This is a genomic window from Pseudomonas sp. S12(2018) (assembly GCF_024355235.1).
Taxonomy (GTDB): domain Bacteria; phylum Pseudomonadota; class Gammaproteobacteria; order Pseudomonadales; family Pseudomonadaceae; genus Aquipseudomonas; species Aquipseudomonas palmensis.
Genome location: NZ_QLAD01000007.1, coordinates 270,723 through 287,543, shown reverse-complemented (window position 1 = coordinate 287,543; position 16,821 = coordinate 270,723). Strand labels below are relative to the sequence as shown.

The window sequence follows — 16,821 nt, the reverse complement described above, 5'->3', positions numbered from 1 at the left end:
GTGTTTAGACTGCCGCAGCAGCATAGGTTCGTCGCCACAGGGTATTCAACACAATGTGAAACATTTGTCCGCGCCGTGGGCTGCCCAGAATTTGGCCTGAACCGAATCCCTGCTTATCATGGCCGACCGCCTAACCGAAAATCAGAGTTTTCTTATGCGCCGCCTGCTTACCGGCAGTCTTGTGACCCTGCTGCTCTTGCTCAACACCCTGGTGCTGATCGGCCCGTTGCTGGTCTTCGCCCTGCTCAAGCTGGTACTGCCCGGCCGCTACCGCGACTACGCCTCGTGGGCGGTGATGTGGATCGCCGAGACCTGGGCCGAGATCGACAAGCTGATCTTCGCCCTGTGCATCCCCACCCGCTGGGACGTGCGCGGCGCCGCCGACCTGCGCCTGGACACCTCCTACCTGATGGTCAGCAACCACCAGAGCTGGGTGGATATTCCCGCGCTGATCCAGGTGTTCAACCGGCGCATTCCGTTCTTCAAGTTCTTCCTGAAAAAGGAACTGATCTGGGTGCCGTTCCTGGGCCTGGCCTGGTGGGCGCTGGACTACCCGTTCATGAAGCGCTACAGCAAGGCCTTCCTCGAACGCCACCCGCACCTCAAGGGCCAGGACCTGGAGATCACCAAGGCCGCCTGCGAGCTGTTCAAGCGCCAGCCGGTGACCGTGGTCAACTACCTCGAAGGCACCCGCTTCACCCCGGCCAAGCGCGATGCCCAGGGCTCGCCGTTCCGCCACCTGCTCAAGCCCAAGGCCGGCGGCGTGGCGTTCGTGCTCGCCGCGCTGGGCGAACAGCTCGACGCCCTGCTCGACGTGACCCTGGTGTACCCCGGCGACACCGCGCCGGGGTTCTGGGACCTGGTCAGCGGTGCAGTGCCGCGGGTGATCGTGGACATCCAGGTACGCGCACTGGACCCGGCCCTGTGGCGCGGCGACTACGAGAACGACCCGCAATTCCGGCGCAGCGTACAGGACTGGGTCAACCAGCTGTGGCACGACAAGGACGCGCGCATCGAGCAACTGCGCCAGGAGCTGCGCCGCTAGCCGATGATCGCGTGGGGCACGAAGCGGCTGCTGTCCTTGGTGATCAGCGAGTTGTCCTCGCGAATGCCGATGCCTGCCGGCTGATCGCCAACCACCCAGCTGCCGATCACCGTGTGGCTGCCGGCAAACCGTGGCAAGGCATGAAACTGCTGGATCACGTGGGGGCCACTGCCATACGGCCCCTCCTCCTTCACCCGCTGCCCGTCAGGGGTATGAATCTCCACATTCGCCCCCTCCCGCGAGAAGAACGGCTTGCGCACCCACCCCGGCGCCAGCGGCCGTTCGGGCGTGGCGTCGATGAATGCGGGCAGCAGGTTCGGGTGCCCTTCGTGCTGCTCCCACAGCAGCGCCAGCATGCCCTTGTTCGACAGCAGCGCCTTCCAGGGCGGCTCGACGAACAGCGTGCCGCTGCCGGCAATCGCCGGGCCGTAGCGGTCGTGGAACATGTCTTCCCACGGGTAGAGCTTGAACAGGCTGGGGATCGGCGCCCCACTGCGGTCGATGAAACGCCCGGCCGGGTTCAGGCCGATGTCTTCCACATCGATCAGGCGTGTATCGAGCCCGGCAGCGGTGGCAATGTCGCACAGGTACTGCACCGTGCCACGATCCTCCAGCGAGTCCCTGACCGAGGCAAAGTAGAACGGCGTGGCAAAGGTGTTGGCGCCGAACACCTGGCCGAGTTTCTCTTCAAGGCTGTTGAACTGGTCGGCATCGGCCGGCAGTACACCGCGCTGCATCTGCTGCTCAAGCCACAGGTACTGGAAGAAGCCGGCCTCGTACAGCGAGGTGGGTGTGTCGTAGTTGGCTTCCAGAAGTTTGGCCGGGCCATGGCCGTCGTAGCTCAGGTCCATGCGCCCGTAGAAATGCGGGTGCCCGTCGCGCCATGAGCGGCGAATCAGGTCGCGGTAGTCACGCGGGATGGCCAGGCGGTCGAGCAGCTCTTCGCTGTCCACTGCCCGCGCCACCAGGTCCATGCACAGCTCGTGCAACTGGCGGGTGGGTTCTTCGAGGTCGTCCTCGATCTGGCGCAGGGTGAACTGGTAGCACGCCGACTCGTCCCAGTACGGCTCGTCGCCGAAGGTGTGGAACCTGAAGCCGTAGTGTTCGGCGGTGGCTTTCCAGTCCGCGCGCGGGGTGCAGGCAATACGTTTCATCGCCCGCCCTCAGGAACCGAAACCGAAGCCGCCACGGCCTGGTACATGGGCCGCGAAGCCGGGGTGGCTGCCCACCGTCCAGGGCCGTGCCGAGGCCATGAAGCGCGCCGGCAGCACCGACGCATGGGCATCGGCACCAGCCCCGCCGTTGAAACGGCTGGACGGCGTGTGGTCCTCGACCAGCCCGGCATACTGGTTGCCGCTGTTGACCTGGTCGGTCAGCGAGCTGGCCCTGAACCCTTCGCGCCCTTCACGCTCGTGGTAGATCGCCTCCGACAGGTAGCGCGGCTCGACATTGACGTAGTCGTAGCGGCCACCGCCGCCGCCATACACGGCCGACGAGGTGGTGCTGGAGGTCTGGTTCAGCCCGTCGTCATACACCTGGCGCTCGGTGGTCAGGGCGAAGCCTTGCATGCGCGGCATGTGAAAGCTCGCGCCCTGACCTGGCTCGCACTGCTCGAAGCTGGCCAGGCAGTCTTCCAGGCGGGTGAAGCGTGGGGCGTTGGCATCGTGGTGCTGGCGGGCGACGTTCCAGGCGTTGTCGCACACCGAACGGCTTACCCCGGCCAGGGCGCAGCTGTCGACGTCCTGGTAACGCTTGACCTCGCTGACCACGCGGGTGGCGCTGCGATCACTGTCACAGGCGGCCAGCGCCAGCGGCAGGCTGCCCAGGGCAATCAGCCGAATGCTCGTGCTGCGTTTCATGGCTGTGCTCCGCTGTCAGGCCGCTGGGGTCATGCACGCGGCATTGAGCATGCCGATGCCGATGGCCACGGCGGCCAGCAAGATGGCGGCCGCGTTTTCCTGACGGCGGATACGCTCGTCCATGCCCTTGACCACCACGCTGACCACCACGAACGCGAGCAACTGCACGGCGCCGGCGATCACCGACCACAGCAGGAAGTCGAGCAGCGAGATCGAATGGGAGATGGCCCCGGACACGGGGATGGCGAAACCCAGCAGCGCACCGCCCAGGGCGATGGCGGCAGCGCTGTTGCCTTCGCGGATCAGGGCAAATTCGTTGTAGGGGGTCAGGCGGGTATAGATGAACGCATAGAGCGCGAACAGCACGGCGGCGCCGGCCATGTAGAACAGAAAACCCAGCACGGCATCGGCCGGCAGGGACATCTTCAGGGCATCCATGAACATCGGGGTCGCACTTCCTTGCTTGAACGGGGCGGGACATATACCACACCGCCCCGCCTCGGCAAACCGCCGGCTTACACCGAAGGCACGGCGGCCGGGGTGCCCCAGATGCCGCCCAGGCTCTGCAGCAGCGAACCGGCCACGCCCTGCTGGCCCAGGTACTGCAGGATCAGCGGGGCGAACTGGGCGATCATGCCGGTGTTCATGCCCAGGGCGCCGAAGGCGTTGTTCAGGTCGTCGGTGTCCTTGACGTTGCCCAGTGCGTTGCTCAGGGCCGAGGAATTGCCGCTCTTGCCGAGCAACTCGCCCAGGCCGCTGAGGCCGCCCAGGGCATTGTCGCCGGACAGCAGGTCAAGGCCGGGCACGGCCTTGCTCAGTTGCGAGTAGTCGCTGCTGCTGAGCTGATGCCTGGCCAGGCCCAGCAGCGCGCCGGTGCCGCCAATGGCCTGTTCGGGGGTGATATCGAGTTGGTCGCCCAGGGTATTGAGCAGGTTGGCCGAGGGGGCCGGAGCTTGAACGGCAGCGTCCTGCTGTTTGTTGCCTTGCATGGCAGACACGGCGTTGGCGGCATCGTTGAGATTGAAGGCCAGGGCCGAGGTGGTGGCGAGTGCCAGCAGGGAGAGCAGTGCGAAACGTTTCATGGGGCGGACCTCGTAGGAAAGCGAGGTTTCGACCCGTATCTGCGGCGAATGTTCCGCCGTCATCGCCTGTAGGAGCCGGCCTTGCCGGCGAAAGCAGCACCGCGATATCCAGAGGTACGCGGTGGCCGCTTTCGCCAGCAAGGCTGGCTCCTGCAACAGATGGCAACCCGCCCTACGGCAAGGCGTACGCAATCACGTAATCACCCCGATCCGGCGACTGACGCGCACCGCCAGCACTGATCAGGATGTATTGCTTGCCGGTCTTGGGCGACACGTAGGTCATCGGCCCCGACTGGCTGCCCACCGGCAGACGCGCCTTCCAGATCTCGTTGCCGTTGCCCGAGTCGAACGCACGCAGGTAGAAGTCCTGGGTGCCGGCAAAGAACAGCAGGCCCGACTGGGTCGACAGCGAAGCGCCCAGGGTCGGCATGCCGATCGGGATCGGCAGGTGCATGCGGATGCCCAGCGGCCCGGTATCCTGCACGGTACCGACCGGCACCTGCCACATCAGTTTCCTGGTCTTCAGGTCGATGGCCGACATGGTGCCGAACGGCGGCTTCTGGCACGGAATACCGGCCGCGGACAGGAAGCGCTGGCGCATCGCGCCATACGGCGTACCGTCCTGCGGCACCACACCCATCTCGATGCCGCTGGCCCCCTTGGGAATGTCTGCACGCGGGATCATGTAGTTGGCCAGGCCCAGACGCATGTCGTTGACGAACATGTAGTTGCTGGTCGGGTCGACCGACACGCTACCCCAGTTCATGCCACCCAGCGACCCGGGGAACTGCAACGCCGGGTCCAGCCCTGGCGGGGTGTACACACCCTCGTGGCGCATGCCCTTGAACGAGATGCGGCACAGCAGCTGGTCGAACGGGGTCGCGCCCCACATGTCCGACTCTTTCAGGGTCTGGTTGCCGATCGACGGCATCTCTACCGAGAACGGCTGGGTCGGCGAATAACGCTCGCCCGGCACGTTGCCCTGGGGCACCGGCTTCTCTTCGACCTTGGCAATCGGCACGCCGGTTTCACGGTTGATCACAAAGATCTCGCCCTGCTTGGTCACCTGGGCCAGCGCCGGTTGCACGCCACCCTTGTCATCCGGGATGTCGTACAGCAGCGGCTGGGCCGGCAGGTCGAAGTCCCACAGGTCGTGGTGGGTGGTCTGGAAGTGCCAGCGCACCTGGCCGTTCTTCACGTCCAGCGCCACGATCGAGGAGCTGTACTTGTCGTCCAGTTCGGTACGGGTGCCGGCGAAGAAGTCCGGGGTGGCGTTGCCGGTCGGCAGGTACACCAGGCCCAGCTTGGCGTCATAGGACATCGCCGACCACACGTTGGGCGTGCCACGGGTGTAGGTCTGGCCTTCGGGCGGACGCTTGGTGATGTTCGGGTTGCCCGGGTCCCAGGCCCAGGCCAGCTCGCCGGTCCGCACGTCATAGGCACGCACCACGCCCGGCGGTTCGCCGGTGGAGAAGTTGTCGGCCACGCGGCCACCGACGATCACCACATCGCCGGCCACCAGCGGGGTGGAGGTCTGCTGGTAGTAGCCCGGCTTGATCTCGCCCATGTCGACGCTCAGGTCGACCACGCCGTTATCGCCAAAGTCGGCACATGCTTCGCCGTTTTCGGCGTTGATCGCGATCAGGCGGGCATCGCCGGTGGGCAGGAACAGGCGCTTGGCGCAGGCCTGCGGGCCGGCGTCGGCGGCCAGCGGGGTTTCGGAGTAGCCCAGGCCACGGCAACGCTGCCAGTTCGGCGCGCTGCCCTTGGGGTCGAACATCCAGCGCTGCTTGCCGGTGTCCACGTCCAGGGCGAAGACCTTGCCGTAGGCGGTGCAGGAATACAGGGTGTCGCCGATCTGCAGCGGCGTGTTCTGGTCTTCGGCGCCGGCGCCGGTGCTTTGCGGCACGTCACCGGTATGGAAGGTCCAGGCCACCTGCAGCTTGTCGACGTTGCCCTTGTTGATCTGGTCCAGCGCGGCAAAGCGGTTGCCGGCGGTGGTGTTGCCCCAGTGCGCCCAGTCCTTCTGCTCGGTGCCCGGCTTGACCGGCTGCACCGCAGGCTCGCTGCTGGCGGTGACCACGTGGGTGGGCACGAACATGTAGCCCAGGGTGGCGACCACGCCAACGGCCAGCACACCGGCCACCGCGAACGCGCCACGCCCGGCCGCACGACCGTCGGCGCGTTGCAGGCTCGGGAACACCAGCGCGATGACCAGGCCGATCACGGCAAAGGTCAGTACCCGCGAGACCAGCGGCCAGAAGTCCAGGCCGGCATCCCACACCGCCCAGATCGCGGTAAGCACCAGGGCCACCGCGTACAGCCAGGCGCCCGACGGCTTGCGCCGCGCGATCAGCACACCGCTGACCAGCATCGCCAGGCCCATCAGAAGGAAGTACCAGCTACCACCGAGGCTGCTCAGGTACGCACCGCCCCCTGCCAGCACCAGGCCGATCAGGGCGATCAGGATGCCCAGACCTCCCAGCAGCCACTTTGCGGTGCCCGGAGCACCTGCCTGTTCGTTCATGTGATTACCGTCCTAAACGTAGTGAAAAACCACCGTCAACAGTTGGCCGACCCAATCCCGAGCATAGTCGGCGCATTTAGGTAGCTTGCTTGTTAACCAGTTAGTACGTTTAAGGGTAACAAAAAATTGCGGGCTACTGCGACAATTTGTCTGTCAGCCCGGCTTCAGGGGCCTGAAACCGGGTAGACATTGGTCTTACGCTGCGCTGAACAGCGTGTGCGGGTCGATCACGAATTTCTTCGGCACGCCGGCATCGAACTCGCCGTAGCCCTCGGGCGCCTGATCCAGGCTGATGACCTGCACGCCGACCACCTCGGCGATGTTGATGCGGTCCCACATGATGGCCTGCATCAGGGCGCGGTTGTACTTCATCACCGGGGTCTGCCCGGTGTGGAAGCTGTGGGACTTGGCCCAGCCCAGGCCGAAACGGATGCTCAGGCTGCCCATCTTGGCTGCGGCGTCCACCGCGCCCGGGTCTTCGGTCACGTACAGGCCGGGGATGCCGATCTTGCCGGCGACCCGCACCACCCCCATCAGCGAGTTGAGCACCGTGGCCGGCGCCTCGTGCTGGGCCCCGGCATGCCCGTGGCCACGGGCCTCGAAGCCCACCGCATCGACCGCACAGTCCACCTCCGGCTCTCCCAGCAGGTTGGCGATCTGTTCGTGCAGCGGGGTGTCCTGGGACAGGTCGGCGACCTCGAAGCCCTGGGCCTTGGCATGGGCCAGACGTACCGGGTTCACATCACCGATGATCACCACCGCCGCGCCCAGCAGCCGCGCCGAGGCGGCAGCGGCCAGGCCGACCGGGCCGGCACCGGCCACGTACACCGTGCTGCCGGGGCCGACACCTGCGGTGACCGCACCGTGGTAGCCGGTGGGCAGGATGTCGGAGAGGCAGGTCAGGTCGCGGATCTTCTCCATGGCCTTGTCGCGGTCGGGCAGCTTGAGCAGGTTGAAGTCGGCGTAGGGCACCAGCACATACTCGGCCTGCCCGCCGGTCCAGTCGCCCATGTCGACATAGCCGTAGGCGCCGCCGGCGCGGGCCGGGTTGACGCTCAGGCACACGCCGGTGTGTTGTTCCTTGCACGAGCGGCAGCGCCCGCAGGCCACGTTGAACGGCACCGAGACCAGGTCGCCCAGTTGCAGGTTCTCGACGTCACGGCCTTTCTCGATGACCTCGCCGGTGATTTCGTGCCCCAGCACCAGGCCGGTCTGGGCGGTGGTACGACCGCGCACCATGTGCTGGTCGGAGCCGCAGATATTGGTGGAGACCACCCGCAGGATCACGCCGTGTTCGATCTTGCGCCCACGTGGGTCCTGCATTTTGGGATAGGGGATTGTTTGCACCTCGACCTTGCCTGCGCCCAGGTACACCACACCACGATTGCCAGACATGCTTTCACCTCGCTCATTGTTGTTATGTCGCGCTGAATGTTCTGTCCGTCTCTCGGGCCTCATCGCGGGTCAAGCCCGCTCCCACAGTCCCTGTGGGTGCGGGCTTGACCCGCGATACGCCCGCTACAGCACCACCGTGCGATTGGCGTTCAAAAACACCCGCCGCTCGATGTGATACCCCACCGCCCGCGCCAACGTCAGGCACTCGATATCGCGCCCGCGGGCAATCAGGTCTTCAGGGTAGTGGCTGTGATCCACGGCTTCCACGCCCTGGGCAATGATCGGGCCCTCGTCCAGGTCGTTGTTGATGTAATGCGCCGTGGCCCCCACCAGCTTCACGCCCTTGTTGTAGGCCTGGTGATACGGCTTGGCGCCCTTGAACCCCGGCAGCAGCGAGTGATGGATGTTGATCGCCCAGCCATCCAGGCGTCGGCACAGCTCCGGCGACAGCACCTGCATGTAGCGCGCAAGGATCACCAGCTCGGCGCCGGACGCCTCGATCACCTGCAGCACCTTGCGCTCCTGCGCCGGCTTGTCCTGCGGGTCGAGGGCAAAGTGGTAATAGGGGATGCGGTGCCAGTGCGCCAGCGGCTCCAGGTCCGGGTGGTTGGAAATCACCGCCACCACGTCCATCGCCAACTGGCCGATGCGCTGGCGGTACAGCAGGTCGTTGAGGCAATGATCGGCCTTGGACACCATGATCACCACCTTGGGCCGGTGCCTGGGCGCAGTCAGCTCGAAGGTCATGCCGAACGCTTCGCCACGGGCGGCCAGGCCTGCGCGAAAGGCCTGCTCGTCGAATGCCTCGGGCTGGCGAAACTCCACCCGTATGAAGAACCGCGCCGACAGCCGGTCATCGAACGAATGATGCTCGGTGACGTAGCACTGCTGCTCGTACAAGTAGCGCGTCACCGCGTCCACCGTACCCAGCAGGCTGGGGCAGTCGGCGGTAAGGATCCAGGTGTCCGGCGCACGGCTCATGAGGCGATGCTCAGGCCATGTTCGGCGCAGGCATCCTGCAGCCACAGCCACCAGTAGTCGCTGAAGCTGCGCCGGATCAGCAGCTCCCAGGTGTCCTCGCCGGTGCGCCGGATCACCAGCTGGGACTTGGCGAACACCGTGCCCACCGCCTTGCCCACCGGGAAGTTGTTGGGGTGCACGTCGTAGCTGGTGGACTTCATCAGCACCTCGCGCACCCTGGGCCCGCTCAGTTCGAGCAGGGTCTGTCCGCCGCTGACGTTGACCACCTGGATGTGTTGCCCGTCGAGGGCTTCGCGCAGCTTCTGCTCGGCGGCCAGCTCCTCGCCACCGGGCACGATCAGCAGCCACTCGTCGGGGCCCATCCACTGCAGCGAGGTCTCGCCGCTGGCGACCACGGTGAGTGCGACCGGCAGTTCCAGGCCCAACGCCTGTTGCACGCCGCTGACGAAAGCCGGGTCGTGGGCGTTGCCGCGCAGGGTCAGGTGGCCGAGGAACTTCTTCTCGCGCAGGGTCACGCCGGGGTTCTTGCGGCCCTTGCCGACCAGGCTGGGCAGGTCGGCGTGATGCAGGGGTGATTCGGCCCTGGCGTCAGTCTCGGGGCGTTGCGGGTAGACGTTGATTGCGCTCATTACATACCTGCCTTGAATTCAGTAGTGCGGTGATCTCTTTGTAGGAGCCGGCCTTGCCGGCGAAGGCCGCGACCCGGTTGCAACCCGGTGCGCGGTGGTCGCTTCGCCAGCAAGGCTGCTCCTGCAACCATCAGATGTTCTGCCGCTCACCCTTCGGATCAAAGAACACCGAGGCGCAGATCTCGGCCTCGATCACGCTGCCATCGGCCTGCGGCGAAAACACCCGCTCGCCCATGCGTTTGAGCCCGCCCTTGACCACCCCCATGGCAAACGAATAGCCCAGCGAGTTGCTCGCGTAGCTCGAGGTCACGTGCCCTACCATGTCCATCGGAATCGGCTGTTTGGGGTCCAGCACCAGCTGCGCGCCCTCGGGCAACCATTGGCTCGGGTCCACCGGCTTGAGCCCCACCAGTTGCTTGCGGTTCTCGCGCACGCAGTCTTCCCGGTTCATGCCGCGCCAGCCGATCCACGAGAACGGCTTGGTGCGCCCCACGCACCAACCCATGTTCAGGTCGTCCGGGGTCATCGAGCCGTCGGTGTCCTGGCCGACAATGATGAAACCCTTCTCGGCGCGCAGCACGTGCATGGTCTCGGTGCCATAGGGGGTGAGGTTGTACGGCTTGCCGGCGGCGACGATCTGCTCCAGCACGCCCATCGCGTAATTGGCCTGCACGTTCACTTCATACGACAGCTCGCCGGTGAACGAGATGCGGAACACCCGCGCCGGCACCCCGCCCACCAGGCCCTCCTTCCAGCTCATGAACGGGAAGGCGTCCCTGTCCAGGTCGATGTCGGTCACTTCAGCCAGCAGCTTGCGGCTGTTGGGCCCCGACAGGGTCAGCGTGGCCCAGTGGTCGGTGACGGAGGTGAAGTACACCTTCAGCTCTGGCCATTCGGTCTGCTGGTAGATCTCCAGCCATTGCAGCACCCGCGCCGCGCCGCCGGTGGTGGTGGTCATCAGGAAGTGGTTGTCGCCCAGGCACGCGGTCACGCCATCGTCGAAGACCATGCCGTCTTCCTTGCACATCAGGCCGTAGCGCGCCTTGCCCACGTCGAGCTTGGTCCAGGCGTTGGTGTAGATGCGGTTGAGGAACTCGCGGGCGTCCGGGCCCTGGATGTCGATCTTGCCCAGGGTCGAGGCATCCAGCAGGCCGACGCTGTCGCGCACCGCCTTGCATTCGCGGGCCACCGCCGCCTGCAGGTCTTCGCCGCCGCGGGGGAAATACCACGGGCGCTTCCACTGGCCGACGTCCTCGAACTCGGCGCCGTTCTTCACATGCCAGGCATGCAGCGCGGTGAAGCGCACCGGCTCGAACAGGTGGCCGCAATGGCGCCCGGCCACCGCGCCGAAGGTCACCGGCGTGTAGTTGGGGCGAAACATGGTGGTGCCCATCTGCGCAATGCCGATGCCCAGCGAGCGTGCGGCGATCGCCAGCCCGTTGATGTTGCCCAGCTTGCCCTGGTCGGTGCCGAACCCCAGCGCGGTGTAGCGCTTGACGTGCTCCACCGACTCGAAGCCTTCGCGGGTGGCCAGTTCGATGGCGGCCGCAGTCACATCGTTCTGCTGGTCGACGAACTGCTTGGGTGCCCGCGCAGTGTTGCGGTCATGGGGCACCTGGAACAGCGCCACGGTGGGCTCCTCCGGACGCACCAGCACCTTGGGCAGGACGCCCTCCACTGCCTTGAAGCCGGCCTCGGTGGCCGCACGCACGCCGCCTTCGAAACCGTCGGCCAGCGCATCGCCCAGGGCGAACACGCCATTGACGCCACCCACGCACACGCGCTTCTGCGGCGCTTCGCCGGGCACGAAGCCGAGAATGTCGTCGCGCCACAGCGGCTTGCCGCCCAGGTGCGAAGCCAGGTGCACCACCGGGCTGTAGCCGCCCGACGTCGCCACCAGGTCGCAGTCCAGCCATTCGCCGGGGCTGGTGACCTGGTGTGCGGCCACGTCGATCGCCGCCACCCGCGCTGCCGTCACATGCTTGCTGCCGCGCGCCTCGATCACCGCGCTGGAGGTGAGGATGCGAATGCCCTTGGCACGTGCCTCCTCCACCAGCGAGCCACGGGGGTTGTGCCGCGCATCGGCGACCGCGACCACCTTGAGCCCGGCGTCGTGCCAGTCCAGCGCCACGCGATAGGCGTGATCGTTAGTGGTCGACAGCACCAGCTTGCGCCCCGGCGCCACGCCATAACGGCGCACGTAGGTAGATACCGCGCCGGCGAGCATGTTGCCCGGCACATCGTTGTTGCCGTACACCAGCGGCCGCTCGTGGGCACCGGTGGCCAGCACCACACGCCCGGCGCGCACACGGTGCATGCGCTGGCGCACCTGGCCGATGGGTGCGCGGTCGCCCAGGTGATCGGTGAGGCGCTGGTGGATCGTGAGGAAGTTGTGGTCGTGGTAGCCGTTGACCGTGGCCCGCGCCAGCAAGGTGACCTCGGGCATGCCCTGCAGCTCGTCGATCACCTTGGCCACCCACTCGGCGGCGGGCTGGCCGTCGAGGGTCTCGCGGGTATCGAGCAGGCTGCCGCCGAACTCCTCCTGCTCGTCGGCCAGGATCACCCGCGCCCCGCTGCGCCCGGCTGCCAGTGCCGCAGCCAGCCCGGCGGGGCCTGCGCCCACCACCAGCACATCGCAGTGGTGGTTCATGTAGTCGTAGCTGTCCGGGTCGTTTTCCAGCGGCGAACGGCCCAGGCCCGCGGCCTTGCGGATGTACTTCTCGTAGGTCATCCAGAACGACTGCGGGTACATGAACGTCTTGTAGTAGAACCCCGGCGGCATCAGCTTGCCGCCGACCTTGCCGAGGATGCCCATCACGTCTGTGTTCACGCTGGGCCAGCCGTTGGTGCTGGTGGCCACCAGGCCGGCGTACAGCGCCTGCTGGGTAGCGCGCACGTTGGGTATCTGGGTGGCCTCGCTGGCACCGATCTGCAGGATCGCGTTGGGCTCTTCGCTGCCGGCGGCGATGATGCCGCGTGGGCGCGAGTACTTGAAGCTGCGCCCCACGATGTCGACGCCATTGGCCAGCAGCGCGGCGGCCAGGGTGTCGCCCTGGTAGCCCTGGTAGCGCTGGCCGTTGAAGGTGAAGTCGAGGACCTGGCTGCGGTCGATACGACCGCCGTTGGGCAGACGATAGCGCTGGCTCATACCTTTTCTCCCTGGCCGGTGACAGCCAGCTGCGGGACGTTTTCCTGGGCGCGCGCCTGGGGCCTGGCACCAATCGGATAGGTTTCGAGAATCTCGTAGGTCACGGTGTCGCGGGTGGCGTTGAAGTACTGGCGGCAGCCCGCGGCATGGATCCACAGCTCGTGGTGCAGGCCGCGCGGGTTGTCACGAAAGAACAGGTAGTCGCCCCACTGCTCGTCGGTGCAGGCACTCGGGTCCAGCGGGCGCGGAATGTGGGCCTGGCCGGCGGCATGGAATTCTTCCTCGGAGCGCAGTTCGCCGCAGTGGGGACAGAAGATGTGCAACATGGAGTGTCTCCTGTTAGTGGGCGACAGCGGCAGCGCCGTGCTCGTCGATCAGGGCGCCGTTATGGAAACGGTCGATGGAAAACGGCTTGGCCAGTGCATGCATCTCGCCGGTGGCCAGGCTTGCGGCGAACACGTGGCCCGAGCCCGGCGTGGCCTTGAAACCGCCAGTGCCCCAGCCGCAGTTGAAGAACATGTTAGCCACCGGGGTCTTGGAGATGATCGGGCAGGCGTCCGGGGTGGTGTCGACGATGCCGCCCCACTGGCGGTTCATGCGCACCCGCGACAGGATCGGGAACATCTCGACGATGGCCTGCAGGGTATGTTCGATCACCGGGTACGAACCGCGCTGGCCGTAACCCACCCAGCCGTCGATGCCGGCGCCGATCACCAGGTCGCCCTTGTCCGACTGGCTGATGTAGCCGTGCACCGCGTTGGACATGATCACGCTGTCGATGATCGGCTTGAGCGGCTCGGACACCAGTGCCTGCAGCGGGTGCGACTCGATGGGCAGGCGAAAGCCGGCCAGCCTGGCCATGTGCCCGGAGTTGCCGGCGGTGACCACGCCCACGCGCCGCGCACCGATGAAGCCCTTGTTGGTCTCGACGCCGACCACCGCGCCGTTTTCCTTGCGAAAGCCGATCACCTCGGTCTGCTGGATCAGGTCCACGCCCAGGGCATCGGCGGCACGCGCATAGCCCCAGGCCACGGCATCGTGACGCGCCACGCCGCCGCGGCGCTGCACGGTGGCGCCGAGAACCGGATAACGGGTGTTCCTGGAGCAGTCCAGGTGCGGAATCTCGTCGGCCACCTGCTTGCTGTTCAATAGTTCGCCGTCCACGCCGTTGAGCCGGTTGGCGCTGACCCGGCGCTCGGAGTCGCGCATGTCCTGCAGGGTGTGGCACAGGTTGTAGACCCCGCGCTGGGAGAACATGACGTTGTAGTTGATGTCCTGGGACAACCCCTCCCAGAGCTTCATCGCGTGCTCATAGAGGTGCGCCGACTCGTCCCACAGGTAGTTGGAGCGCACGATGGTGGTGTTGCGCGCGGTGTTGCCGCCGCCCAGCCAGCCCTTCTCGACCACCGCCACATTGGTGATGCCGTGCACCTTGGCCAGGTAGTAGGCGGTGGCCAGGCCGTGCCCGCCGCCGCCGACGATGACCACGTCGTAGACCTTCTTCGGGGTGGGCGTGCGCCACATGCGCTGCCAGTTCTCGTGGTGGCTGAGCGAGTGCTTGAAAAGGCCGAAGCCCGAATAGCGTTGCATGGTCTGTTACTCCACTCAGCGGTAAACCGGAAAATCCGCACACAGTGCCGACACGCTCCTGGCCACGTCGGCCTCGACATCGGCATCGCCCAGGTGGTCGAGGATGTCGCAGATCCAGCCGGCCAGCTCCGTGCACTGGGCCACCTTGAAGCCACGGCTGGTGACGGCCGGGGTGCCGATGCGCAGGCCCGAGGTGACGAACGGCGACTGGGGGTCGTTGGGCACGGCGTTCTTGTTGACGGTGATGTGGGCGCGCCCCAGGGCGGCATCGGCGTCCTTGCCGGTCAGGCCCTGGCGGATCAGGCTGACCAGGAACAGGTGGTTGTCGGTGCCACCGGACACCACGTCGAAACCACGCTCGATGAACACCGCAGCCATCGCCCGGGCGTTGTCGATCACCTGTTGCTGGTAGGCCTTGAAGCCGGGCTCCAGGGCCTCCTTGAAGCACACCGCCTTGGCCGCGATCACATGCATCAGCGGGCCGCCCTGCCCGCCGGGGAACACCGCGGCGTTGAGTTTCTTTTCCAGCGCTTCGTTGGCCCTGGCCAGGATCAGCCCGCCACGCGGGCCACGCAGGGTCTTGTGGGTGGTGGTGGTGACCACGTCGGCATAGGGCAGCGGGTTGGGATACAGGCCCGCCGCGACCAGCCCGGCGACGTGGGCCATGTCGACGAACAGGTAGGCGCCGACCTTGTCGGCGATCTGGCGAAAGCGTGGGAAATCGAGGGTTTTGCTGTAGGCCGAAAACCCGGCAATGATCATCTTCGGCTGGTGCTCGACGGCCAGGCGCTCGACCTCGTCGTAGTCGATCAGGCCGGTGCGGGTATCGATGCCGTATTGCACGGCGTTGTACAGCTTGCCGCTGAAACTGACCTTGGCACCGTGGGTGAGGTGGCCGCCGTGGGCCAGGCTCATGCCCAGCACGGTGTCGCCGGCCTGCAGCAGGGCCAGGTACACCGCGGCGTTGGCCTGGCTGCCGGAGTGCGGCTGGACGTTGGCATAGTCGGCGCCGAACAGCTGCCTGGCACGATCGATGGCCAGTTGCTCGACCTTGTCCACGTGCTCGCAGCCGCCGTAGTAGCGCTTGCCCGGGTAGCCTTCGGCGTACTTGTTGGTCAGGCCGCTGCCCTGGGCCTGCATCACGCGCTTGCTGGTGTAGTTTTCCGAGGCGATCAGTTCGATGTGGTCTTCCTGGCGCTGTTCCTCGGCGTTGATCGCCGCCAGCAGTGCATCGTCGTAACCCTGGATCTGGTCGTGCTTGGTGAACATCGCATCTCTCCCGGCAGTGGCATGGACAGCGCCCTTTGGCTGCGATGGTAGGGCTGGCGCGGGCCGTCCAGATGCCTGCGCACGCCACGCAAAGGTGCGTTTACGACATGGCCCTTGTAGTCGGCGATTTGATAGTTGGTTTAGAGTGCTTGCCTGCGTCGACCACAGGACAGTGCAATGACAGAACAAAGCCAGCAATTTGCCAGCGACAACTATTCCGGCATCTGCCCCGAAGCCTGGGCGGCGATGGACAAGGCCAACCAGGGCCACGAACGCGCCTACGGCGACGACCAGTGGACCGCCAAGGCCTCCGACCACTTTCGCAAACTGTTCGAGACCGACTGCGAGGTGTTCTTCGCCTTCAACGGCACCGCCGCCAACTCCCTGGCCCTGTCGTCCCTGTGCCAGAGCTACCACAGCGTGATCTGCTCCGAGACCGCCCACGTCGAGACCGACGAATGCGGCGCGCCGGAGTTCTTCTCCAACGGCTCCAAGCTGCTCACCGCCCGCAGCGAAAACGGCAAGCTCACGCCCGAGTCCATCCGCGAAGTGGCGCTCAAGCGCCAGGACATCCACTACCCCAAGCCACGCGTGGTGACCATCACTCAGGCCACCGAAGTGGGCAGCGTGTATCGGCCCGAAGAGCTCAAGGCGATCAGCGCCACCTGCAAGGAACTGGGCCTTAACCTGCACATGGACGGCGCGCGCTTCAGCAATGCCTGCGCGTTCCTGGCCTGCTCGCCGGCCGAACTGACCTGGAAGGCCGGCATCGACGTGCTGTGCTTTGGCGGCACCAAGAACGGCATGGCGGTGGGCGAGGCGATCCTGTTCTTCAACCGCAAGCTGGCCGAAGACTTCGACTACCGCTGCAAGCAGGCCGGGCAGCTGGCGTCGAAGATGCGCTTTCTGTCGGCGCCGTGGGTGGGGTTGCTCGAAGACGGTGCGTGGCTGCGCCATGCGCAGCACGCCAACCACTGCGCGCAGTTGCTCAGCGGGCTGGTGGCGGACATCCCGGCGGTGCAGTTGATGTTCCCGGTAGAAGCCAACGGGGTGTTTCTGCAGATGCCGGAGCCGGCACTGGAAGCGCTGCGCGCCAAGGGCTGGCGGTTCTACACCTTCATCGGCAGCGGCGGCGCACGGTTCATGTGCTCGTGGGACACCGACGAGGCACGGGTGCGCGAGCTGGCGGCGGATATTCGTGCGGTAACGCTGGGTCGCTGATGGCCCCTTCGCCGGCAAGGCCGGCCCCTACAGACACCGCCAACCTGTAGGAGCCGGCCTTGCCGGCGAAGCAGT

Annotated in this window: 14 protein-coding genes; 2 read left to right on the top strand and 12 right to left on the bottom strand. The window is 66.1% G+C overall.

Annotated features, from left to right (window positions below; genetic code table 11):
• Positions 1 to 154: 154 nt before the first annotated feature.
• Entirely contained in the window at positions 155 to 1,045 is an 891-nt protein-coding gene (locus tag DN388_RS18410; RefSeq protein ID WP_043863646.1) for an acyltransferase, read from the top strand.
• On the opposite strand, the gene DN388_RS18405 is transcribed toward DN388_RS18410, so the two are convergent.
• The 12 genes from DN388_RS18405 to glyA all read right to left on the bottom strand — a co-directional run bounded on the left by DN388_RS18405 (position 1,042) and on the right by glyA (position 15,525).
• A complete protein-coding gene (locus DN388_RS18405) occupies positions 1,042 to 2,199 on the bottom strand; it encodes a glutathionylspermidine synthase family protein (RefSeq protein WP_043863645.1) in 1,158 nt (385 codons plus the stop codon). The genes DN388_RS18410 and DN388_RS18405 overlap by 4 nt on opposite strands.
• A gap of 9 nt (positions 2,200 to 2,208) precedes the next feature.
• Positions 2,209 to 2,904 carry a DUF1190 domain-containing protein gene (locus DN388_RS18400; RefSeq protein WP_054915998.1) on the bottom strand — a complete coding sequence of 232 codons (696 nt, stop codon included), beginning with the start codon at positions 2,902 to 2,904 and terminating at the stop codon, positions 2,209 to 2,211.
• Positions 2,905 to 2,919: 15 nt separating this feature from the next.
• Complete coding sequence (locus DN388_RS18395) at positions 2,920 to 3,348, bottom strand: DUF350 domain-containing protein (protein WP_043863643.1); 429 nt, start codon at positions 3,346 to 3,348, stop codon at positions 2,920 to 2,922.
• Positions 3,349 to 3,419: 71 nt separating this feature from the next.
• The gene (locus DN388_RS18390) at positions 3,420 to 3,986 is read right to left on the bottom strand and encodes a DUF2780 domain-containing protein (RefSeq protein WP_043863642.1); all 567 of its coding nucleotides are present in this window, start codon (positions 3,984 to 3,986) and stop codon (positions 3,420 to 3,422) included.
• Between the two features lie 172 nt (positions 3,987 to 4,158).
• Positions 4,159 to 6,513 (bottom strand): glucose/quinate/shikimate family membrane-bound PQQ-dependent dehydrogenase, encoded by a 2,355-nt coding sequence (locus DN388_RS18385; protein ID WP_058541809.1) that lies wholly within the window; start codon positions 6,511 to 6,513, stop codon positions 4,159 to 4,161.
• 195 nt (positions 6,514 to 6,708) lie between these two features.
• Positions 6,709 to 7,908, bottom strand: coding sequence for a formaldehyde dehydrogenase, glutathione-independent (fdhA, locus tag DN388_RS18380; RefSeq protein WP_043863640.1), 1,200 nt, complete (start codon positions 7,906 to 7,908; stop codon positions 6,709 to 6,711).
• A gap of 123 nt (positions 7,909 to 8,031) precedes the next feature.
• Entirely contained in the window at positions 8,032 to 8,889 is an 858-nt protein-coding gene (gene purU, locus DN388_RS18375) for a formyltetrahydrofolate deformylase (protein WP_043863639.1), read from the bottom strand.
• The gene (locus tag DN388_RS18370) at positions 8,886 to 9,518 is read right to left on the bottom strand and encodes a sarcosine oxidase subunit gamma (RefSeq protein WP_043863638.1); all 633 of its coding nucleotides are present in this window, start codon (positions 9,516 to 9,518) and stop codon (positions 8,886 to 8,888) included. Before DN388_RS18370 ends, purU begins: the two co-directional genes overlap by 4 nt.
• Positions 9,519 to 9,648: 130 nt before the next feature.
• A complete protein-coding gene (locus tag DN388_RS18365; protein ID WP_255001511.1) occupies positions 9,649 to 12,666 on the bottom strand; it encodes a sarcosine oxidase subunit alpha in 3,018 nt (1,005 codons plus the stop codon).
• Positions 12,663 to 12,992, bottom strand: coding sequence for a sarcosine oxidase subunit delta (locus tag DN388_RS18360; RefSeq protein ID WP_058541806.1), 330 nt, complete (start codon positions 12,990 to 12,992; stop codon positions 12,663 to 12,665). The genes DN388_RS18365 and DN388_RS18360 overlap by 4 nt, the downstream gene beginning before the upstream one ends.
• 13 nt (positions 12,993 to 13,005) lie before the next feature.
• The gene (locus DN388_RS18355; protein WP_043863635.1) at positions 13,006 to 14,256 is read right to left on the bottom strand and encodes a sarcosine oxidase subunit beta family protein; all 1,251 of its coding nucleotides are present in this window, start codon (positions 14,254 to 14,256) and stop codon (positions 13,006 to 13,008) included.
• Between the two features lie 15 nt (positions 14,257 to 14,271).
• Positions 14,272 to 15,525, bottom strand: coding sequence for a serine hydroxymethyltransferase (gene glyA / locus DN388_RS18350; protein ID WP_054916001.1), 1,254 nt, complete (start codon positions 15,523 to 15,525; stop codon positions 14,272 to 14,274).
• A gap of 177 nt (positions 15,526 to 15,702) precedes the next feature.
• Here glyA and DN388_RS18345 point away from each other — a divergent pair, with 177 nt between their 5' ends.
• A complete protein-coding gene (locus DN388_RS18345) occupies positions 15,703 to 16,746 on the top strand; it encodes a low specificity L-threonine aldolase (protein ID WP_253086222.1) in 1,044 nt (347 codons plus the stop codon).
• Positions 16,747 to 16,821: the final 75 nt, after the last annotated feature.